20 protein-coding genes and 1 pseudogene are annotated in these 21861 nt (G+C 45.4%); 19 read left to right on the top strand and 2 right to left on the bottom strand.

Annotated elements, in window-relative coordinates; all coding sequences use genetic code 11:
* Window positions 1–101: 101 nt before the first annotated feature.
* The 4 genes from ACTWJ7_RS26005 to ACTWJ7_RS25990 all read left to right on the top strand — a co-directional run bounded on the left by ACTWJ7_RS26005 (window position 102) and on the right by ACTWJ7_RS25990 (window position 3389).
* Entirely contained in the window at window positions 102–770 is a 669-nt protein-coding gene (locus tag ACTWJ7_RS26005) for a GNAT family N-acetyltransferase (RefSeq protein WP_179132683.1), read from the top strand.
* Window positions 771–849: 79 nt separating this feature from the next.
* A complete protein-coding gene (locus ACTWJ7_RS26000) occupies window positions 850–1728 on the top strand; it encodes a GNAT family N-acetyltransferase (protein WP_443145988.1) in 879 nt (292 codons plus the stop codon).
* Window positions 1729–1980: 252 nt separating this feature from the next.
* Window positions 1981–2811 (top strand): glutamate racemase, encoded by an 831-nt coding sequence (gene murI, locus ACTWJ7_RS25995; RefSeq protein WP_301881583.1) that lies wholly within the window; start codon window positions 1981–1983, stop codon window positions 2809–2811.
* Window positions 2812–2837: 26 nt separating this feature from the next.
* Entirely contained in the window at window positions 2838–3389 is a 552-nt protein-coding gene (locus ACTWJ7_RS25990) for a histidine phosphatase family protein (RefSeq protein ID WP_079346283.1), read from the top strand.
* Window positions 3390–3458: 69 nt separating this feature from the next.
* Here ACTWJ7_RS25990 and ACTWJ7_RS25985 read toward each other — a convergent pair whose 3' ends face one another.
* Together ACTWJ7_RS25985 and coaA are read right to left on the bottom strand one after the other, a co-directional pair.
* The gene (locus ACTWJ7_RS25985) at window positions 3459–3821 is read right to left on the bottom strand and encodes a DUF423 domain-containing protein (RefSeq protein ID WP_301881580.1); all 363 of its coding nucleotides are present in this window, start codon (window positions 3819–3821) and stop codon (window positions 3459–3461) included.
* A gap of 57 nt (window positions 3822–3878) precedes the next feature.
* Window positions 3879–4808: a type I pantothenate kinase gene (gene coaA, locus ACTWJ7_RS25980; RefSeq protein WP_301881579.1), complete on the bottom strand. Its 930-nt coding sequence runs from the start codon at window positions 4806–4808 to the stop codon at window positions 3879–3881.
* 194 nt (window positions 4809–5002) lie between these two features.
* Here coaA and ACTWJ7_RS25975 point away from each other — a divergent pair, with 194 nt between their 5' ends.
* The 15 genes and pseudogenes from ACTWJ7_RS25975 to odhB all read left to right on the top strand — a co-directional run bounded on the left by ACTWJ7_RS25975 (window position 5003) and on the right by odhB (window position 21737).
* On the top strand, window positions 5003–5788 hold the full coding sequence (locus tag ACTWJ7_RS25975; RefSeq protein WP_301881576.1) for a DUF3891 family protein: 786 nt from the start codon (window positions 5003–5005) through the stop codon (window positions 5786–5788).
* 173 nt (window positions 5789–5961) lie between these two features.
* On the top strand, window positions 5962–6477 hold the full coding sequence (locus ACTWJ7_RS25970) for an 8-oxo-dGTP diphosphatase (protein WP_079346729.1): 516 nt from the start codon (window positions 5962–5964) through the stop codon (window positions 6475–6477).
* Between the two features lie 29 nt (window positions 6478–6506).
* Complete coding sequence (locus ACTWJ7_RS25965) at window positions 6507–6875, top strand: YybH family protein (RefSeq protein ID WP_079346726.1); 369 nt, start codon at window positions 6507–6509, stop codon at window positions 6873–6875.
* A gap of 173 nt (window positions 6876–7048) precedes the next feature.
* The gene (locus tag ACTWJ7_RS25960; protein WP_367620554.1) at window positions 7049–7468 is read left to right on the top strand and encodes a GNAT family N-acetyltransferase; all 420 of its coding nucleotides are present in this window, start codon (window positions 7049–7051) and stop codon (window positions 7466–7468) included.
* A 176-nt stretch (window positions 7469–7644) separates the two neighbouring features.
* Entirely contained in the window at window positions 7645–8163 is a 519-nt protein-coding gene (locus ACTWJ7_RS25955) for a GNAT family N-acetyltransferase (protein WP_079346275.1), read from the top strand.
* Window positions 8160–8534 carry a cupin domain-containing protein gene (locus ACTWJ7_RS25950; protein ID WP_079346273.1) on the top strand — a complete coding sequence of 125 codons (375 nt, stop codon included), beginning with the start codon at window positions 8160–8162 and terminating at the stop codon, window positions 8532–8534. The genes ACTWJ7_RS25955 and ACTWJ7_RS25950 overlap by 4 nt, the downstream gene beginning before the upstream one ends.
* Before the next feature lie 82 nt (window positions 8535–8616).
* Complete coding sequence (locus tag ACTWJ7_RS25945; RefSeq protein WP_443146423.1) at window positions 8617–9042, top strand: NUDIX domain-containing protein; 426 nt, start codon at window positions 8617–8619, stop codon at window positions 9040–9042.
* A 331-nt stretch (window positions 9043–9373) separates the two neighbouring features.
* Window positions 9374–10666, top strand: a complete 1293-nt coding sequence (locus ACTWJ7_RS25940) for an S-layer homology domain-containing protein (RefSeq protein WP_301881574.1) — start codon at window positions 9374–9376, stop codon at window positions 10664–10666.
* 618 nt (window positions 10667–11284) lie between these two features.
* On the top strand, window positions 11285–12706 hold the full coding sequence (locus tag ACTWJ7_RS25935) for a DUF5704 domain-containing protein (RefSeq protein WP_443145987.1): 1422 nt from the start codon (window positions 11285–11287) through the stop codon (window positions 12704–12706).
* Window positions 12707–12717: 11 nt separating this feature from the next.
* Window positions 12718–13614, top strand: a complete 897-nt coding sequence (locus tag ACTWJ7_RS25930) for a hypothetical protein (RefSeq protein WP_443145986.1) — start codon at window positions 12718–12720, stop codon at window positions 13612–13614.
* An 874-nt stretch (window positions 13615–14488) separates the two neighbouring features.
* Window positions 14489–14854, top strand: a pseudogene (locus tag ACTWJ7_RS25925) (reverse transcriptase domain-containing protein); the annotation flags it as partial.
* Between the two features lie 89 nt (window positions 14855–14943).
* Window positions 14944–16077 carry a reverse transcriptase domain-containing protein gene (locus ACTWJ7_RS25920; RefSeq protein ID WP_443146422.1) on the top strand — a complete coding sequence of 378 codons (1134 nt, stop codon included), beginning with the start codon at window positions 14944–14946 and terminating at the stop codon, window positions 16075–16077.
* Between the two features lie 32 nt (window positions 16078–16109).
* Window positions 16110–16943: a hypothetical protein gene (locus tag ACTWJ7_RS25915; RefSeq protein ID WP_443145985.1), complete on the top strand. Its 834-nt coding sequence runs from the start codon at window positions 16110–16112 to the stop codon at window positions 16941–16943.
* Between the two features lie 640 nt (window positions 16944–17583).
* The gene (locus ACTWJ7_RS25910; RefSeq protein ID WP_079346265.1) at window positions 17584–20457 is read left to right on the top strand and encodes a 2-oxoglutarate dehydrogenase E1 component; all 2874 of its coding nucleotides are present in this window, start codon (window positions 17584–17586) and stop codon (window positions 20455–20457) included.
* A gap of 5 nt (window positions 20458–20462) precedes the next feature.
* Window positions 20463–21737, top strand: coding sequence for a 2-oxoglutarate dehydrogenase complex dihydrolipoyllysine-residue succinyltransferase (gene odhB, locus ACTWJ7_RS25905; RefSeq protein ID WP_079346263.1), 1275 nt, complete (start codon window positions 20463–20465; stop codon window positions 21735–21737).
* The last annotated feature ends 124 nt before the right edge of the window (window positions 21738–21861 follow it).

Genomic DNA, 21861 nt, shown 5'->3' with positions numbered 1-21861 from the left:
CCTGAATTTCAGCAGCATGGAGCTGAAAAAAGAAGTGTAGGTGAACCATTATTGCAGAAACTAGTTCCGCAATTATGAATCCTATATCGAACCTTTCACCCATGGATATGATGGAAATTCAGGCAGATACACTGTATACGATGGACGATCAGAAACGTCTGGTAAGTATTAATGAACCGGATAGCGGGCAGGCTCCAGCCTTATTTATCGGGATAACTTCTATGGGGCAATGCTCCTATTTTCATGAGCAATTGCCGTTCACTCTGATTGAGGAGCTAGGCTGTGACACTGAGCTTCCGCTCGATATTGCGAAGCTGATTCGGAGAGTTGAGACGTTTAAGCCCGTGAAGAGTGTATGGATGGGCCCGGCTTATGTCTTTCCCGAGAAGTGTGGCGAATGGCATCCAAATGTTCAGATTATAGATAGTCATTGTTCTTTTCTACTGGCAGAGCATTTTCCTGAATTAATAGAATGTCTACATGAAAAAACACCCGTTGCCGCTTATGTCATGGAGGATTCAGCAGTCGCTGTATGTTGTTCAGCCCGTGTATCCAAACAGGGTGCCGAGGCAAGTCTCTATACCGCGCCTGGTTTCAGAGGGCATGGTTATGCAGTGGAGGCGGTGAAGTGCTGGCAGCATCATGTTAAAAAGGATGGGCGCATTCCGATCTATAGTACATCTTGGGACAATGTAGCTTCGCAGACTGTTGCCCGTAAGCTGGGACTAATCCAGTTTGGTGTGGATTTCAGCATCACGACTTCGTCATAAAGGATGAATTACATGTATGTTAAATGAAGGGTGTCAATCCGCTGTGTTGAAACCCGGAATTATGAGGGGTGCTGCAGCAATGATTAGGACCTTTGTACAAAAGGACCTGGAATATGTCATTGAAGCGCATATCCGTATCTATCGAGATGAGTATAATTATGATCATAGCTTTGCCGAGTTTATTAAAGATGCCGTAAATGAGTTTAAACGCTCCGGCAATTACGCGAGAGAAATGGTATGGATTATTGAGCTGAATCAGACAGCTTCTGGCTGCATTGGTCTGACTCAACTGGATGAACAGACAGCTCAATTGCGCTGGTTCCTCATCGAGCCGGAAGCCCGTAATGGAGGCTGGGGACGCCAGCTTATCGAGCAGGCTGTCCATTTCGCCAGAGAAAAAGGTTATTCATCCATCATATTATGGACCAACGAGTCTCTGTCGGGGGCACGTAGATTGTATCGATCATTTGGGTTTGAAGTGGTTGAATTCCGAAAACAGGTCCTGTCAGGACAGGAGCTAACGGAAGAAAAATGGAAATTGATGCTGGAACTAGGGCGGAGTGATTCCATGATTCGCAAACGTATTGAGAGCGGCACGGTATTGCTATGTATTGCATGGATGTTGGTAGCATGCTCTAATCAGACGCAAAGTCAGGACGTAAGCTTGAAGATTGATAGCAACCTTCAGCAAATCCTGAATGGTCCTGAGATGCTTCTGACCAGCAGTAATCCAGGTGATTATATTGGTGCTAACACTGAGGCATATGTTCAAATTCTGGATACGGGTGAAGAGGGACTGAACGTTCTAATTCAGCAATTGGAATCAAGTTCGCACGACGGGCTTAAGGAATGGATCATGGCTCAGGCAAGTACTGAGCTGCTCGGAGAACGTAATCCCGTTGACCACTGGAAAAGTGGCAAAGACTGGCTCAGCCAGTATAAAATGAAGGTAGAATAATGATAATGACTCATCATCGTTAGTGTATGATTTACAGCGAAAGTAGTGGAGGGAACGGAATCGATTCTGAAGAAGCGGTAGCGTTCGCCTTTGTCTCCGATTTGCACATTTATAAAATATATCAAAAAATTTGGAGACAACAGCGATCGAAAGAACGATCCGTAACCGAAACGATCACCGCAGGTCGTCAAGCGTTAACGACTGTGATGACCCGGAATAACATAACTCACCTCCCAGTCATCATGAGCAGGAATGAGAGGTTCCAGGAACCTGAAAGAATACGTTATAGAGGTGAAACCCTTGAAGAAGAAAATTGCATTTTTTGACTCGGGAATCGGTGGTTTAACCGTCTTGCATAAGGCTTTGCATCAATTCCCTGAAGAATCGTTTCTGTATTATGCCGATACATTGCATGTTCCATATGGGACCAAGTCAGCGGATGAGGTAAGAGGACATATTTTCAATTGTGTGGAGGCTATTGTTCAGGAAAATGTGCAAGCGATCGTGATTGCCTGCAATACAGCGACAAGTCTGACCGTGAAGGATTTGCGTGCCAGGTATGATATCCCCGTTATCGGGATGGAGCCTGCTGTGAAACCGGCTGTGGAGATGAATCGAAGAAGCGGCAAAAGGGTGCTTGTATTTGCTACAGCCTTGACCTTGAGTCAAACCAAATATCATGAGCTGGTATCCCGTGTGGATGATCACCACAGTGTCGATTCCATTCCATTGCCTGAACTGGTGGAATGGTGTGAGCAGCTGGATTTTGATCCACAGAAGATTGCGTCGTACTTCCGTCTCAAGCTGGCTGATCTTGATCTGGACTTATACGGTACAGTGGTACTTGGCTGCACGCATTATCCGTTCTATACATCCATTCTGCGTACGGTTCTGCCAGATCACATACAGATTATTGATGGCAGTACGGGAACGGTTAACCGTTTGAAGCAGCTTCTTGGGTTGGCAGATCAACAGGGCATGTGGGCCGAGGATAACGTTACTTTTCTTAGTTCGTCTGGCCGTTTGGAAGACCGGGAGAACATGCATATTGCACTCCAATATCTGGAGAAGCATCGAATGTAAGTTGAATCAACAGGAGGTGAGGGTCGATGCAGTCTATTTATCTCATCCGTCATGCCCAAGCAACCGGGCAAGAACCGGATGCTGAGCTTACAGATGAAGGACTTCGTCAGGCAGAAGAACTTGCTGAGATGTTGGCGGACCACCCTATACAATACATTGTGTCGAGCCCGTGGAAAAGGGCACTTCAGACCGCAGCGCCACTGGGCAAAACCGTCCTGCAACATATACATACGGATGAACGTCTTCAAGAGAGGGTGCTTAGTACCCTTCATCTGGATAACTGGATGGATGTGCTTGAACGTACATACAAGGACGAAGACTGGATGGAAGAAGGCGGCGAATCTTCACGTTTCGCAACAGCTCGGGGTCTTGAAGTATTGGACGAGTTGTGGCGTCGACCTGAGCATGGCGCGGCTGTGATTACACACGGCAATATGCTCTCTCTGCTCATTCGAAGCCATGATGCATCCTTTGGATTCGAAGAGTGGAAAAGTCTAACTAATCCTGATGTATATGTTCTGGAGAAACAGCAGGGTGATGAAGTCACACACAGCATTCGCCGTATATGGCGAAGTTAAACATAAAGAGAGTGCTCCAGCGATTTGTAAGATCGGCTAGAACACTCTTTTCCGTTTACGATGTTGGTTCTACAAAGCGGCGATTAATAACATGATCCAACCGGCCAAGAATGCTACTCCGCCGAGCGGTGTGATCGCACCCAGTTTTCGAACTCCAGTTACACTTAGGGCATACAGGCTGCCCGAGAACAAGAGAATGCCGGCGAATAGCAGCCATCCGGCCAGTATAACCAGAGAAGGTTGCTCCAGCCGATCAGCGAGCAGGCCGAGAAGAATGATTCCGAGCCCGTGAGCAAGATGATACTGGACACCGGTCTCGTATATTTTGATCATATCAGCAGACAATCTGCGTTTGAGTGCGTGCGCACCGAATGCTCCGAGGGCAACAGCAAGAAACATCATGATACTTCCGAGTATAACCAGGGTCTGCATGTGTCTTGTCTCCTTTTTAATGAGTATTAAGCAGAATGTTTCTGCTCATTATGACGCTTATAGCTTACGCAATTGGATGCGCTGAATGGAATGGTCGGCTTCCTTTTTCAAAATCAGCCGGGCTCGTCCTTTGGTTGGCAGAATGTTTTCATGCAAATTTTTGGCATTGATATCTTTCCAGATCTGACTTGCCGTAAGAACAGCCTCATCTTCTTCCAGATTGGCGAAACGACTGTGGAAAAAGGAATTCTCATTCTGAAACGCTGTATTGCGCAGCAGCTTGAAGCGCTCAATGTACCAGTGACGGATATGCTCTTCTTCCGCATCGATATAGATGGAGAAGTCAAAGAAATCACTGACCAGCAATGGAGTTTCCTTTTTGACCTGGAGCACGTTAATTCCTTCAATAATGAGGATATCCGGCTGACAGATGGCCTTCTCCTCACCTGCAATGACGTCATAGGCAAGATGGGAGTATACGGGAGCCATCACTTCGGGTTTGCCTGATTTGACATCACCCATGAATTGAATCAGTGACTTGATATCGTAGCTTTCCGGGAATCCCTTTCGGTTCATGATGCCTTTCTCTTGCAGCACGGCATTGGGATACAGGAAACCATCCGTTGTGACCAGATCCACCTTGGGATTTCCTTTACCTCTGGCTAGCATAGCTTGAAGCAGACGGGCCGTTGTACTTTTGCCCACGGCAACACTGCCCCCAATACCGATAATGTAGGGAGCGTGATGTGCTTCTTTTTTCAAAAAAGATGCCGTTAAGTGATTCAGCTCTCGTGAAGCTCCTGCATATAAGTCAATAAAGTGGGTAAGAGGTAGATAAATATCCTCAACTTCTTGAATGGATACTTCTTCATTTAATCCCTTTAGCTGTTCCAATTCCGCTTTGGTTAGTGGAAGAGTGGTCTGATGTTTCTTCAAGTCAGCCCATTCCTTGCGGTTAAACTCGGTGTAAGGAGAGTATAAATTCATGAGATCCCGCTTTCTGTATGTAGTGTTATGTTGGCACAATCTTTAGTGTACCAAATTTCAGGGAACTGACAACACCTTTACATTTGATGCTTCCTTTGTATATTCCCTGAAAGTTGAATGAAAAGCAACTTATAGGAAATTGTAAACCAAATTATGTTAAAGTCAACGTATACCATGCGGGAGGGTGACAGCAAATGATCGTATATGAGAGAGAGCATGATTTTGTTTTGACCGCACAGCATGAGCATGGACTAGTAGCCGGAGAAATGGCTTCCCATTGGAAAACGGAATTGTTAACGGATGAAGCGCATCGGGAAGATCTGATTCTTGCCGCAAGAGAGCATGATCGGGGATGGATTGAACTGGATGCGGCGCCATTCTGGAATGATTATAGTCAGATCCCATATTCTTTTCGTGATTTTCCGCTACGTCCGCGATTTGTATTTTACCGTAAAGGTATTGAAGAGGTTCGTGAGAAAAACCTGTATGCCGGGCTGCTGTGCAGCATGATGTATACAGAGTTGTTTCAAAACAATCTGGGTGCTAACACCAATGACGATGAAGACATCAGGGAGTATCTGAATGATGAACGGGAGCACCAGTTACGTTGGGAACAGCAGCTTGGTGGTGGTGAGGCGTTGAAGCTCAGGCTGAAAAATGATGTGGAAATCATGCTTTTCTGTGATCAACTCAGTCTGTTTCTCTGTATGGAGGAGCCGGGCACACCTGCTGCACGTTATGATTTTTTCGCCGAAGGACTCGGCTGTACCTTCGATGCCTGTTCAAGGCAACCCATTCATGCCGAGTGGCTCTCCAATGAGAAAGTGGGATTATCTTTTGTGCCGTTTGATGAGGAATTTACGGTTAATATGCCTTACAAATCGGTGCCGAAAGCGAGTATCCGTAAATTCGGTCTGCTGCAGGCTTATCGCCGTGCCGAGTGGAAAGAACGTCGAGTGTTAATTACAGGCATGAGCTGAATATCGCCTATTCCATATCCGGTTTAAACAAAATAGCGCTATGTATAATGAGGCGGGCTCCCGAACTTTTCCGGTGTCCGTCTTTCGTATGTGTTTATCATTGAAGCAGGAAAATCTATCTTCATACCAGAAATAAATTTCAAGGGATTAGGTTTATATCAGGCAAGTGGGGGATGAACATGGATACTAGAACAGAAATTCTAACGATGTGTATGGTGTGGGACAAACAGAATGATCAGGTATTATTAATGAATCGACCGGACCGGAAAGGATTTCCGGGATATATTGCTCCAGGAGGAAAAGTCGACTTTCCGGAAAGCATTGTGGATGGTGCCGTGCGAGAAGTTAAAGAGGAAACAGGGCTTGTGGTGAAAGAAATTACATATAAGGGTCTTGATGAATTCTGTGATCCGGAGCAAGGATTGCGTTATATGGTGTTCAACTACCTGGCTACTTCTTTTGAAGGGGAGCTACTGAGCGAACCACCGGAAGGCGAACTGTTGTGGGTGTCTTTAGGGCAAACGCTAGAGCTACCCATGCAGGATTGGTTTGCGGAACGTTTGCCGCGTTTTTTTCAAGCAGGGACGTTTGAGCGGAGTGTGATCTGGGAGAAATCAACGGGGCGTACACTGAAAGAGACATTTATGGTGTATGGCGATTCGGTTCTTGAACAGAGTAAAGTGAAATAATTCAAAACGCTCAGGAGGTGGAAAAAATGATGGGATACCAGCATGCATTAGAAGGATACATTGCAGCGACAAATACACATCAGTTTGATGAGGTAAACAAATGGCTATCACCGGATGCCGTATATTGGTTTACGGGAACATCTTGTACTACGCCTGACGAAATTCGGGCTTATTTTGAAAACGCTTGGGAGACCGTTAAGGAAGAGGTATATCGTGCAGAAGATGTCATGTGGATTACGACAGGCGAAGAGCAGGCGGTCTGTATTTATACCTATCACTGGAAAGGAATGTATCAAGGAGAGCCGGCATCTGGAAAAGGTCGGGCTACCAATATATTTGTTACAGATATCAACGGAGAATGGAAATTAATCCATGAGCATTTAAGCGCGGGTGAGTAACGTGTGGAAGTGGAATAGAACGTGTTCTGTTTTTATTACAGATGACTTGAATAAGAAAAAAATGAGGCTGTATTTGAATCTTGTCTCATATGTTATCATCCAATTCTGTATATTTATATCCAGATATTATGATATAATGAAGTTTACTTTTTAAAAGGAGATGACTTGCTATTATGGAGATTACATTTCGTGAATCGCTGGAGGGAATAAGTATCGACCAACTTCGCGGTAATTTTTTCGAAGGTTGGCCCAACCCTCCGTCTACGCCTACGTTCCTGAAGATGCTGGAACAATCCTATGCTGTTGAACTGGCTGTTGATGAAACTACTGGGAATGTAGTGGGCTTTATTCAAGCGAACTCAGACGGAATTCTCAGTGCATATATTCCTCTGTTGGAAGTGCTTCCGGAGTATCAGGGTAAGGGGATCGGATCAGATCTCATCAAGCGTATGTTCAAGCGTCTGGGTGATCTCTACATGATTGATCTTTTGTGCGATAACGAACTTCAGGAGTTCTATGAGAAACGAGGTATGCAAAAAGCATCTGGCATGGTGATTCGTCATTATCACAATCAAGCTGGAGTGGTGAATTGAATAGCTAATAGATTTAGGTGAACTAGATGGATGATATAAAGCCTTCAAATGGTTCCGAAGTAATCCGAGGTTATAAAAAGCGAAGAATATGAATTTAGACCCAAACCTTTATAGACGGAATGTTGTTATATATTTGGTGATCAAGCCATACATAGGCTTCTGCAAACGGGACGTAAATGAATATGTACGAGGAAAAGGTGGAGATTGGTGTGAAATTGTCGTTCCGGATTTTGGACTGGGAAGAAGAAAAACCTTATGGGCTTTTATTAATGGCTGATCCGTCCAAAGCCATAGTTGACGAATATCTGAGTCGCGGTGTTTGTTTTATCGCTGAATATGAAGGAGAAATGGTAGGAGAGTTTGTCTTGCTGAAGACGCGTCCAGAGACAGCAGAGATCGTTAATATTGCCGTACAGGAAGAATTACAGGGACAGGGCGTTGGCAAACACATGATCAAGGAAGCGATAGAGGCCGCCCGCAGGCTCGGTTGTCGAACAGTAGAAATTGGGACAGGCAACTCAAGCTTTCATCAGTTGAAGCTGTATCAACGCTGTGGGTTTCGCATTATAGGGGTCGATCGGGATTTCTTTGTGAAACATTATGAAGAAGAGATTATAGAAGATGGCATTCGCTGCGTGGATATGATCCGTTTGGCGCTGGATCTGGAAACCATTGTCGAGGAGAACAAGAAGTGAAAATAGTTCGACTGAAATCAGAGGATTATCGCAGCATCACCGCTTATGGCAGTAAGGGAGCGGAGATTACGCCGATACTCCGAAGCACATCAGCTTGTCACGTAGCCCAATTGAAACTGTCTGCAGGTGAAAGTGTGGGTTTGCATCCAGCGGTGGGTGAGCAGTTGTTTCTGGTGCTTGATGGGGAAGGTTGGGTGGAAGGCGAGACAGGCGAACGGGTAGTAGTCCGATCGGGAGAAGCCGCGTACTGGACCAATGGAGAGAATCACCAATCCGGCTCGGAGACAGGGTTAACTGCATTGTTGATTGAGGGTGAAGAACTAATTGTTCGGTTATCGCTAGAGTCGGGAGACTCTGAAGATAGGGGCTGATAAGCGCATTCGTAGATTGGAAGAGCAAGTTAGGCATCTTTCAGACGAGAGGATGAACCTTTAAGTGGATCGGTACACACACATGGGGGTATACGGTTTAGTCACTTGGGAGCAAAAGGTCCTGTTAATACGTAAGGCAAGAGGAGCCTATATGGGGAAATGGGATTTGCCTGGAGGAAGGTTGGAGTTTGGTGAGCAACCGGAGTTCGCCCTACATCGTGAGATCGAAGAGGAGACGGGCCTTTCCGATCTACAATTGGTGATTCATTCTGCGGAGTCGAATGTACTAGAGTGGACGGACGAAGGCGAGCCGGAAGAGCTGCACCATATTGGGATTCTGTACGATGTATATTTGACAAGTGAAAGTAGACCCTCTGAGATCAAAAGGGGACCGGATGGCGAAGATTCACAGGGCGCACAATGGTTTACTTTGGAAGAGGTCGGAGCGTTATCGTTGACACCATTTGCAGAGAGTATGATTAAAAATTTTGATAGAAACTTATTTTGATTTGAATTTTAGGACTGGTCAAATGGAACAGAATCGTTTATTCTGTGATAGATAGATTACAAATTTTTAAATTGAATAGGACTGACACCTTAAAGCATAAGGCTATGAATCTGCGGATTCGTGGCCTTTTTTTGTGTTTTTACAGGTGAATTGGGTCTTTGGAAGGGGAGGTTGCATGCCTTGTAGTGATGGGGTTGCTGAAAAATAATACCAAAAGCCTAGATTTGCATGGTAGAATATTGATGATTATGACAAATTTAGGTTTTGGTTTGAAAAGTAGTACGAGCGCTGAAGAAGCAGAAGTTTGCCCCATACTAAGGTACATAGGAGAGTGAGTAGATTGAAGAAACAAATGAGATTAACTGGTAGGAAATCAAAAAGGAACGTATTGATCGTCGGTTTGTTGACAACGGCATTGATGGCAGGAACGCTGCTGACCAATGGAACCGTGGGTCTGGTGTCTACTGTGGATGCTGCTGCAGGCACGAATGGAGCGGACACAACAGCTTCTGCGCTTACGAAGTTCAAAGATATCAAAGGGCACTGGGCGCAAGCTACCATTATCAAAGCCTATGATAAAAAACTGATTTCCGGCTATCAGGATGGTACATTCCGCCCCAATGCCAAAATCACCCGTGGTGAGTATGCTACACTTCTCAGCCGTGCAACCAGTTTGGAAAAGGTACAAGGAGAGAATCCTTTTGCTGATCTCAAGGGACACTGGTCTGAATCAGCTGTGTCACAGTTGGTGGGCCAAGGCTTCATTGATGCTGGTGATTATCCGAAAGGATTCAATCCGAATGCCGAGCTGACACGCTACGAGATGATGAAATGGATTGCGAACGGACTGATCAAATCGGGAACCAGTTTCCAGGATGCTTTTAACGACACTCGAGATACACTGCTACCTACCCCAGAAGTGAATCGAGGAACGATTCGTGCAGAGCAAATTCCTTATCTCGCACTTGTTCGCGGGACCGGCATTGTCGGTGGATTTGAAGACGGTTCTCTGAAGCCTGCTGATCCCACAACGCGAGCTGAAGTGTCTGCCATTTTGCTGCGTTATATGGATGTGGAAGGTACGGATGCAGGGAAGTACAGTGATCTGAATGAAATGCGTGAGGTTGGCACGACGGGGACGAATTTAACGACGATTAGTAATTATTTTTATACTAAAAATTCTGTTACGGTTAGTGAACTATCTAAGGAAGATATAACTCTCTCTAATAATTCTGGCATACTTCGACTGCATCGAATTATTGTAGTAGATGTTACTAAAGGCAAGCCGAAAGGGGTTTACTCATCACTGTTTATTGGCCCCGACTCCATTCAGTTTCCAGGAAGCTACATGACATTTGCTGATATATCGTTTACATCCAATATAGAAAAATCAAACCTCTTGGCCTTTAGCGGTGGTCTAGACAGTGCATTTTTAAGATTTAATCGTATGGATGTTAAACATGCCGAAAAAAATGGATTCATAACTATTCCAGAGATGTCTAGTAATCTTATAAAGAAAGATGTTAAAAAACGTTTTTGGACATCCTCTGTGCTCATGGCTAAAGGTGGCTCTTATTATTTAAAAGCTAACAATAATGATTTAGTTCAAATTCAGAACATGTAGTTTCTTCAAGGCGGTGAGTGAGTACTGAAACCCCATTATAAATTAATGATAGTGTTTATCGTTATGTTCTTAACAGTAGGAGCTATGGGTACATTTTATCTTCCAATTGAAGCAGCTATCAATGATCCGTACGGTCCAAAATCAATGAAGAATCCATCATTCTTGACCGTACAATCTGCACCAAGAGTCGCTAATCCAGGTGTTTATTGGTATCAGCTTGATGATGGAAGTTTTAAAGCTGATCATACTACAGGGCCTACTTTTTCTAGAAACATGAATCCCTTGTCTTGTTCGTCTCCTTATCCTGACGAAAAAGATATACCCAATGAAGTTGACTTTTCCAATTGGCCTGCTACTCAATGGAATGAATATAATGGATATCCTATAACTCCATCAGTTCTTAAGTCTGTAAGAATAAAAAGTGTTACTTATCAAACTAGGCTACAGCAAAATTCCTATACAGGAATAGGAGAAACAGTCATACGAAGAGATAGTACTATTGTAAAAATTAACACAAAAACAGGTGGGAATCACTCGGTAAGTGATCGAACAGAGTTCGAAAATGGTGGTAAAACTAATCAAAACTGCGTAAAGCAAGTAGTTGCCTACCATACACCAATGGACATTGTCTGGGAAGGCGATCTGGTAGAAGAGAAAGAAATTGATGTTACACCAGATTCATCTCTAACTGTAGGACAAACAAAGCAGATGAAAGCGGAAGTCAGTACCCGAAACTATGGGGCAACTGAGTTTAGTGAAGGCATCGACGTAAGTCGGCGTGAAGCTGAGACCACCTGGTGGTCATCCGATCCGAGTATTGTGAGCATTGAACCCAAAACAGGAATGGTTAAGGCTGAAAAGCCGGGTACTGCCTTTGTACGTGCAATTTGGAACAACGGTACATATCTCATCTCGGACACTGCGGAAATCACAGTAACGTCCGAGCCGGGACTTACAGTGAACCTGCCAAACGCCTGTAAAGCAGACACAGCTACACCGCTGCAAGCTAAAGCTATCCTGACCAAATCAGACCTTTCTGTTCATGAGCTTACCGCTCATTCCAAACTGACCTGGCAAAGCTCCAATCCAGCCGTAGCGACCATAGGTGCAGATGGGAAAATGACGATCAAGGGCATCGTCGGCAGTACCACTATCACCGCGCGATTTTTGGACCCTGCCCAACAGTTGGATGAACAAGGGACGCAGGTGTTAGAGGTAAAGGATTGCACAGGCAACGGAGGAGACGGGGGAACTGATCCAGGTAACGGGGGTGGTGTTGTAGGTTGCCCCGTGAACATCAGTCCACCTAGTAAAGGAGCGTTGATTGAATCGGCTGCCATGGACCCCTCCGTCCTGGGCGTGCTGAAGGCTGATGAGCGGGGGTCTGAGAAGTTTGATGTCACCCGAGGCATCCCGACTTCTGAAGATCTCTATGCTAATGTCATGGCTAAAGGATACTTGTTCCAGCACCGTTGGGTGAACATGACGGGCACAGTAACTTATACGGTCAACGTAAAAAAGAAGTATCACAAAACATGGACGATTCCGGGCAGAGCCTCGACAGGACCGAATGATCCAGGCACACCTCCAGAACCTAAGGAACTAGACGTTCCTGGGGACAGACCAATGCAGGTCATCCGACAATATAGTTATTGGCAGATTGATAATTTGGAAGTCTATCAGTTAAATCAAGCTACGATATCCAATTATGCACTTGGTGGCTACGGTGGTACAGTAACGCTGACTCCAAATGGATATACACCGCCGACCTTACAATCGGCTAATGATGATGCCATTACCGCACATGTAAAACCTGCACCTTGCAAGGAAATTGACCTTGGCACCGAAACTGTTCCAGGCGGTTCCACTGAACCGGCTACACCAGTCGAAACATCATTGTTCCAATCCAAAGCGGAGGCTGAGGTCAAAGAGAACACTGTAAATAATGACAAGGTCGTGTTTAACGGTGCCACTGTGATGGATCCTGCTCCGATGGATAAGACTGCTCCCGACCTGGGACAATTCCTCAGCCTGGCATGATCGGTGACAACGTGCTGTACCAAAATCGTTTAACTGTTCAGAATACACTGGTCAACAAGGCGGACCAACCGACAACGGGCGAGATCACATATGGGTTGATTCCTGGCAACATTAAAGGCGGTCAGGATCAGAAGTTTTCTATTCAAGGGATCAATTCTGTCACGGTGCACACACCTGTCGTTAACTACGCATGGGTGTCTGATGATCAGCCGCATAACCAGAAAACGGTGCCTGATCCGACCAGCTCGGCGCTCATTTTGGAACGACCGTTTATTGTACGCATCCCGACTTCAGGACAGCATCTGGACGTAAGCAGTTACCCGGGTTATGGAAATAGGGACTATGCGAAGTATTTTCGCATTAAGCAGATTCGTTTCCCCTTTGACGTCTATAACGCCGATAGAAGTCAGTTCATTCCAGCCAAGACCTGGGTGGACATTCCAGTCAATCAGCTGGATACCGTTTTCTATCTCCCAGTATGGGTGGATGAAGGACATTACCGAATTGAATTTCGAAATATTGCAGAAAATGCTCCTTCGACATTCACGGAACAGCAGGATGCCAATACGAATCTGACTCATCATGTTGCGTCAGATACGGTTCCGGTGGAGGTTATTGGGCGATTGTATGATTTTCATGTTACGGATATCGCTGATTATAATTGGGAGAACGTTTTTCGCCAGCAGCTAGGGAGTTCGGAGCCGACAGGGGCAAGCTACTGGACAGGACTTAACAGTATTGATGGTGATCCGAGAGGTAATCTGGCACCGTTTGTGTTACCTGTTCGCCCAGGCAGTCATCCTGTGCAGGGTTTCAGTAATGTAGCCGTGAAAACAGGTTACCATGTCAAATTCGACCTGAAAACAAAGGGCAATATGTGTGCGACTTGTTTTGCTATAACTGAGTAATCAGGAAACGCAAGGACATCCACGGATGTCTAACTTTCTATCCAAGTACAGGAATGAAGAATCCATGTTTTTCCGAAACTGTACCATTAATACTCCTACATGCGTTTTGTTCGGCAGGATACAACGTATGAAGCTAGGTGAAGTCGGCAGAAAGAAGCTATAGCCACCACCATAATGGAAGGTAAGCTTACCGATATGCCGGATGGCTGAAAAATTGTCTATGGTGAGGATATCCTCAAAGGATTGACGAATCTCTGAATGTAAGGATCTAAATGCCTACCTCATGGAAACATGTTGACCAACGAATGTTGGGGCAAGCGGCGCAAAGTACGATTACATGTTAGGAAATGCGCTATACCGAACTATGGCGGTATCCAACTTGCAGGTCCAAAGGAGACACCTAAGGGCAAAACGGATAGCTAGGATAGAAGGAACAAGGAAAGCAAGGGACGTCGCAATGAAGGACTGCCATCCCAGACGGTTGCTATAAGGTAACGAAATGCATCTATCCTTGTGAGAGTAAGGGTGTGACCTATGAAACTTCTGTAATGGAAGCGGAGGAATAGCCCTGAGTCTTGATACTTTGAATTAACAACTTTCCAAAAAGTGAACTGTATCGGTCAGGTAAGAATGTGGGGACAATCTCATACAGGAGGTTGCCACAATACAGGCTCTACGTTACTGGGATTACTACAACCTGACGGAAACCTTTACCGACTTGCACGCGAGAGCTAAACGAGGAGAGACATTTGATCGTCTCTATGAATTAATTACTTCAAGAGACAATATCCTTCTTGCCTACCGCACAATCAAATCGAACAAAGGCTCCAAAACAGCAGGAACAGACGGCAAAACAATTGAGAAACTTAAACCAATGACAGAGTTGGAACTTGTGAACCTGGTCAAAGCGAAACTTAATAATTACCAGCCCAAAAAGGTCAGACGCGTTTACATTCCTAAACCTAATGGAAAGAAAAGACCACTAGGAATTCCATGTATCATTGATCGTTTGATACAACAATGCTTCAAACAAATACTTGAACCTATTGCTGAAGCACATTTCTACAAACATAGTTACGGGTTTAGACCCTTACGATCTACACACCATGCTTTGGCAAGAGTTCAGTTCTTGGTTAACAAAAGCAAACTACACTTTATCGTAGATATCGATATCAAAGGTTTCTTTGATAACATTAACCACAGAATTTTGATAAAGCAATTATGGAATCTCGGAATACGCGACCGGAAAGTCTTACAAGTCATCAGCCGAATGCTAACAGCGGAGATAGAAGGGGAAGGTAAGCCCGAAAGGGAACTCCACAAGGAGGAATTTTATCCCCTCTACTTTCTAATATTGCCCTGCACGACCTCGACATCTGGGTTTCTGGGCAATGGGAGAATTTCCCGACCAAACATGTATACACCCAAAGGAACAGATACAACGGTCTCAAAAAGACCAAACTTAAAGAAGGGTTCATCGTAAGGTACGCCGACGACTTCAAAATCCTTTGTCGTAACTGGGAAACCGCTAAGAAATGGTATCATGCTGTAAGACTCTATCTGAAAAACCGTTTGAAATTGGATATTTCCCCCGAGAAATCGAAAATTCAGAACCTGAGAAAGAAAAAATCTGAATTTCTTGGTTTCACCATAAAGGCTACATTGAAGGGGAAACAAGCTGTAGCACATACCGGGTTGATTGATAAGAAAAAACAAGACATCAAAGTGCAATACAAAAAACTTATTCAACGAATAAAACAATCACCCACGGCTGGTAATGTATATAGGTTCAATAGTTTTGTACTAGGGATTCACAATTACTTTAAGAAAGCCACACATGTTTTTATTGAGTTCTCACGAATTGCCTATGACCTGAAAAAGTTCACTTATAATCGTCTGAAACGCATTGGCAAATACGAACATCCAGATCATCCGTCCCTTACATATAGGCGATTTTACTCAACGAGGTACCGGACGTTTAAAGTTGACGGGGTTTATCTATATCCAATAGTGGACGTAAACACCTCAAACAACCTCAACTTCAGCCAAAAGATAACCCCCTTTACTGCTGAAGGACGGAAAAACATTACGAGTATGATGGATAGCTTCACAAAGTCTGAAACGACAAAGTTGATGAAGTCAGACAATCCAAAACGTAGTGTGGAGTATCTGGACAACAGAATCAGCCGATACAACATGGTGAAGGGCAAGTGCGAAATTACGGGGATATTTCTTTATGCTGACGAAGTACATTGTCATCATCATCTTCCGTCTCACATGGGCGGAATGGACAATTACAGCAATCTGAGAATCTTGCATAATGACGTCCATACACTCATCCATGCCACGAATCAAGAAACGATTATAAAACTCTTAGGAGTGCTTAATCTTACAGGAAGCATGATCCAGAAGGTAAACCAATACCGTAAAAAGAGTAACTTGGCACTGTTGTTCAAAAAGTAGCAAGATGGAACGCCGTGTGCGGTGAAAGTCGCATGCACGGTGTGGAGGTGGGGAAAAGGTGGAGAAAAAACTCAAAGCCTTACCTATACCGATTTGGCAAACAGGATGGTGTTCGGATTACACCAACGTTCTATTTTGTGAGCAAAGATGGCTCTTCCAGACAAGAAGTCGATTTATACTATCACCGCGGTCAAGAGCGACTTATCCGGATAGGATCGGCACAGGATATGGAGAAACGGTTTGTTGTCCTGAACTCAAGGTTGCGTAATGTACCCGGTACGGAATTGGGTGATACGGCGCGTTATCAGTATACTTATGAACTGACCGCAGATGAACGCAACCAGAGTTCGCTCGCTGACTATATGGTTCGGCTTGTAGATCAAACCTCTCACCAGAAGAATTGGGTAGGCCGCTATGATTGGATGATTCTGCCCGCCTCCATTCGTACACTGATTGGACCAAAGGAGGACATTCCTTCCGGTGTTAATGTGGACCGAGCGAATGCGGCGATCCAGCGTTGGTACGGGGAATACAGCCTGCCTGCAGATGTTTACGCCGTGCCAAAGGGAACCGATCTCGAATCGCTCGCCAGACAAAATCAACTGGATGAAAAGGCTTCTGTATTTCTGAAGGACGGATATATCGTTGTCAACTTCAATATCGAGACACTTCGGGATGGAAATACAGAAGCTCCACACCTGCAATATATTTATGCGCCACTAATGAATCAGTGGCAGATGGAAGGTTTCAACAAAAGTCCTGTAGACAGTAATGGCAGAACTTGGCCTCTGAAGGATGGCGATGTGGTCTTTTACCACGCCGATCAGTCCAGCCGGAACGATTTTCAGTCTCAGGTGCCACATTAAACGACTGACATCAGTGCTGGTTGGAACATTCAACAGATCTAAAGTCTGTCCGCATTAAAACAATAAATCAAAAAGAAGCCGCCCGGATGCTTTTAGGCATTACAGGCGGCTTTTGGCTTATAACAATGAATTGCAATAAATGCCCAATTTTTTGTTGAATACCAAACCAATTGGTTAATATTTAACTTGACGGTTTGTTTTTGAACATTATGGACCACAATTCTATATAAAGGAGGATCCGAGGGTACACTTGTGGGTCGGAAATGTTCTAATTATTCGATTCATCTAATTTATGCATCAATTGAACTAAAAATAGGAAATGCTCCTGAGCGCAAAAGTTTATAGAATAGATATTAGAACACGGACTTCAATTCATAAAGTTGAGGAAGGTGAAACCCTCGAACGGATCAGGACAGTATTCGACATCTGTGCGACGGTATATATAATCATCAGTTTACTATGATTTTGAAAACGCAGACAAACCTTGACGGGAGCGTCGGAACAACGTTACTACCACCAACAGCACGATTATTGGACTTCATGAAAAATTTAGCTTAAAATGTTGAACGAACGCAAATTACGGCTTAGTCAATGATTTCCGTCAAAAACTTATGACTAAATCAAGACGGAGGGAACGTCGATGACGATCGAGGAAGGCAACAAGAAACCCTGGGAAAGTTATTATGGCCCGAATATGGGATACGTACAGGAACAATATGAATTATACTCCCAAGACCCAGGTGCAGTTACACCGGCTTATCGGGAATTATTTGAACAATGGGGTGCACCGCCGATGTCTGGCAGGGATGCACATACAGCCTCGTATTCTGGCAACGCCCAAAAGGCTTCCGGAAGCGTGGATATTAAATTATTACAGAAAGCGGTTACAGCTGGGAAGCTGGTAATGAATATTCGGACGTATGGTCACCTTGCGGCCGATATTGATCCACTTGGGATCAGTGAAGATTCAGATACGTCCCTGCTTGAACCGAAGCATTTTGAATTAAATGAAGAAGATTTGAAAGCTCTGCCCGCTTCCCTGATCTGGGAAGGTGCAGATGGACAGACAGTGACAGGATTGGATGCCATCCAGCGCCTGCGGCAAATATATACGGGTCCCATCGCTTATGAATTTAGCCATGTGCATGAAGTTCATGAGCGGGAGTGGCTGAACCGCCGTGCAGAATCTCGTACTTCGCCGGCACCGCTTAATCCAGAGGAGCGTAAGGCTTTGCTGGAACGTTTGGTTGAAGTAGAGCAATTTGAAGATTTCCTTCACAAAACATTTGTTGGGCAAAAACGTTTCTCCATTGAAGGTAACGATGTGCTAGTTCCTATGCTGGATGAAGCAGTTCGAATTATGGCACACGCAGGTTCAAGCCATATTCTGATGGGGATGGCTCACCGTGGTCGATTGAACGTACTTGCTCATGTACTGGGCAAGCCGTATAGCAAAATTTTCTCTGAATTCCATCATTCTCCGAATAAGGATTTGGTTCCTTCCGAAGGGTCAACAGGAATCAATTACGGTTGGACGGGGGATGTCAAATATCATCTGGGTGCAAACCGTTATGTTAAAGACGGTGAAACAGTACAAGCGCGCCTTACCCTTGCCAATAACCCAAGTCACCTGGAATATGTAAACCCGGTTGTACAGGGCTTTGCACGTGCAGCACAGGATGACCGCCGTGATCCGGGATATCCGAAGCAGGATGTAACCAAAGCGGCAACCATTCTGATGCATGGTGATGCGGCTTTCCCTGGGGAAGGTATTGTAGCAGAAACACTCAATTTCAAAGCATTGCCTGGTTATCAAAATGGCGGAACGATTCATATTATCGTGAACAACCGTCTTGGATTCACAACAGATAGCGGCGATTCACGCTCAACGTACTATGCGAGTGACCTTGCCAAAGGATATGAGATTCCCATTGTGCATGTCAATGCAGACAATCCGGATGCATGTATCGCAGCTATTCGTATGGCAGCAGAATACCGTAACCTGTTCAAAAAGGACTTCCTGATTGACCTGATCGGTTACCGTCGTTATGGTCATAACGAAACGGATGATCCGGAAACAACACAGCCGACAGTGTATGAAAAAGTGAAAGCTCATCCAACGGTTAGCCACTTGTATCAGGATCATCTGAAAGAGGAATCTGTAATCGATGATGCTTCTATCAACAGCATTCGTGAGGCTGTGACGAACCGCTTAAAAGAAGCATACGAGCAGATGAAGAATAATGAAGTACATGAATATTACCAACGTCAAATTAGCGAGCCAGAAGCAGTTTCGGTTATTCCAACTGCCGTACCATTGGAAAATCTGCGGGCAATTAACGCAGACTTGCTGAAATGGCCAGAGAATTTTAATGTTTATCCGAAGTTGCAGCGCATTTTGCAGCGCAGAAGCACATCTCTGAACGAAGGTGAGAAAGTAGACTGGAGTCTTGCAGAGACGCTTGCGTTCGCTACTATTCTTGCGGATGGAAAACCGATCCGGATCAGTGGACAGGATGCAGAACGTGCAACGTTTGCCCATCGGAATCTGGTGCTGCATGATTCCGAGAACGGAGCAAAATTCTGCCCACTGCATAATCTGCCGCAGGCAAGAGCATCCTTTGCCATTTACAATAGTCCGTTGTCTGAGGAGTCTGTAGTTGGTTTCGAATACGGATATAACGTATATTCACCAGATACGCTTGTAATTTGGGAAGCTCAATTCGGGGATTTCGCCAACTGTGCTCAGGTTATTTTTGACCAGTTCGTATCTGCAGGCCGTGCCAAATGGTCTCAGAAATCCAGTCTGGTCATGTTGCTTCCGCACGCGAACGAAGGTCAGGGACCTGAGCATACAAGTGCTCGCCTGGAGCGTTTCCTGCAGCTTTGTGCAGAAGACAATATGACGGTTGCGAACTTGTCGAGCGCATCGCAGTATTTCCATCTGCTGCGTCGTCAGGCTTCCTTGACCGAGACAGAGGATGCCCGTCCGCTGGTTATGATGTCGCCAAAAAGTCTCATTCGTAATCCACGTGTTGCTTCACCTGCTACAGAATTCAGCGAAGGCAAGTTTGAGCCGGTGCTGGAGCAAGCAGGATTGGGCACGAAGCCGGATCGCGTAGAGCGCATTATTTTGTGCAGTGGTAAAATCGCTATCGATCTGGAAGATGCTTTTGAGAAAGATAAAACGGATTGGTCTTGGCTTCACATTATTCGTGTTGAACAGCTGTATCCGTTCCCGGCGGAAGAAATCAAGCGTGTACTCGCACGTTTCAGCAAGTTGAAAGAGCTGGTGTGGGTACAGGAAGAAAACAAAAACATGGGTGCCTGGACATACATGGAGCCTCGTCTTCGTGAAATCGCGCCAGAAGGCACAACCGTTAAATATGAAGGTCGCCCGGAACATGCGAGTCCTTCCAGCGGTTATCAGCTTGTGCATGGCATGGAACAGCAACAGATCATTACATCCGCGTTGAAGCAAACGACGAAGAATAATATTCCACTGGGGAGGTAACAGCTGTGAGTGAAATTAAAGTACCTGCAATGGGCGAGTCGATAACCGAAGGAACCGTATCCAGATGGCTGGTCAAAGAAGGCGAAACCGTTAATCAGGGTGATGTTCTTCTGGAGCTGGAAACGGATAAAGTAAATATTGAGATTAGTGCTGAAGAGAGTGGTGTGCTTGAGAAAATTATTCGTCAGGAAGGCGAGACGGTAGAGATCGGTGAAACGATCGGGACACTCTCGGCAGGAGCAGGAGGAGGAAGCGGCGCGTCCGCTTCCCAACCGGCAGCATCCGAGCAGAAACAAGCGGCTCCTGCACCGGAAGCTCCAACTCCGCCACCAGCACTCGCTGCTGCGGCACCGGAATCTTCAGATAGCAGCTCGAAGACAGCTTCACCGTCTGCACGCAAACTTGCACGTGAGCGTGGCATTGAGCTGGATCAGGTACAGAGCAAGGATCCAATTGGCCGGGTTTATCAGGATGATGTGAAAACTCACAGCACTCAGGCTGCCGCTCCTTCAGCGCCTCCTGCCAAAGCGCCTGCGGCAGCACCTAGTGCTCCTGCAGCTGGAGGATCCACTTTTACCAAACCAGTGGAACGTCAACGCATGTCTCGCCGCCGTGCTACCATTGCAAAACGTCTGGTAGAAGCGCAACAGACTGCAGCGATGTTGACTACTTTTAATGAAGTGGATATGACGGCCATCATGGATGTTCGTAAACGCCGTAAGGACAAGTTCAAAGAGAAACATGAAATCAATCTCGGCTTCATGTCCTTCTTCACCAAAGCGGTTGTAGGCGCATTGAAAAAGTTCCCAACCATTAACGCTGAAATTGATGGCGAAGATGTTGTACTTAAAAAGTACTATGATATCGGTATTGCGGTATCTGCCAAAGAAGGCCTTGTCGTACCGGTTGTACGTGATGCAGATCGTCTTGGCTTCGCTGAGATTGAGAAAAGCATCGCTGACCTGGCGTCCAAAGCTCGTTCCAACACGCTGGCGTTGTCTGATCTGCAAGGAGGAACCTTCACCATTACCAATGGCGGAACGTTTGGCTCCCTGTTGTCCACACCAATTTTGAATACACCTCAAGTGGGTATTCTGGGTATGCACAAAATTCAGCTTCGTCCAGTAGCGATTGATGCAGAGCGGATGGAGAACCGTCCGATGATGTATATCGCCCTGTCTTATGATCACCGTATAATCGATGGTAGCGAAGCCGTACGTTTCCTCGTGACGGTGAAAGAATTGCTTGAAGATCCAGAGTCTTTGCTGATCGAAGGGTAATCCATTAACACTCCAAGCTTACTTGCCATTTTCATATATCTAACAGAAAAGCCCCTGAACGCGGAGCACAGTGTACGCTGTGCTCCCGTTCAGGGGCTTTTGCCATTGTAAAAATCGCATCATA

This window comes from Paenibacillus sp. 1A_MP2 (assembly GCF_052244825.1).
GTDB classification, from domain to species: Bacteria; Bacillota; Bacilli; order Paenibacillales; family Paenibacillaceae; genus Paenibacillus; species Paenibacillus vandeheii.
This window is presented reverse-complemented; position numbering and strand designations above follow the sequence as displayed.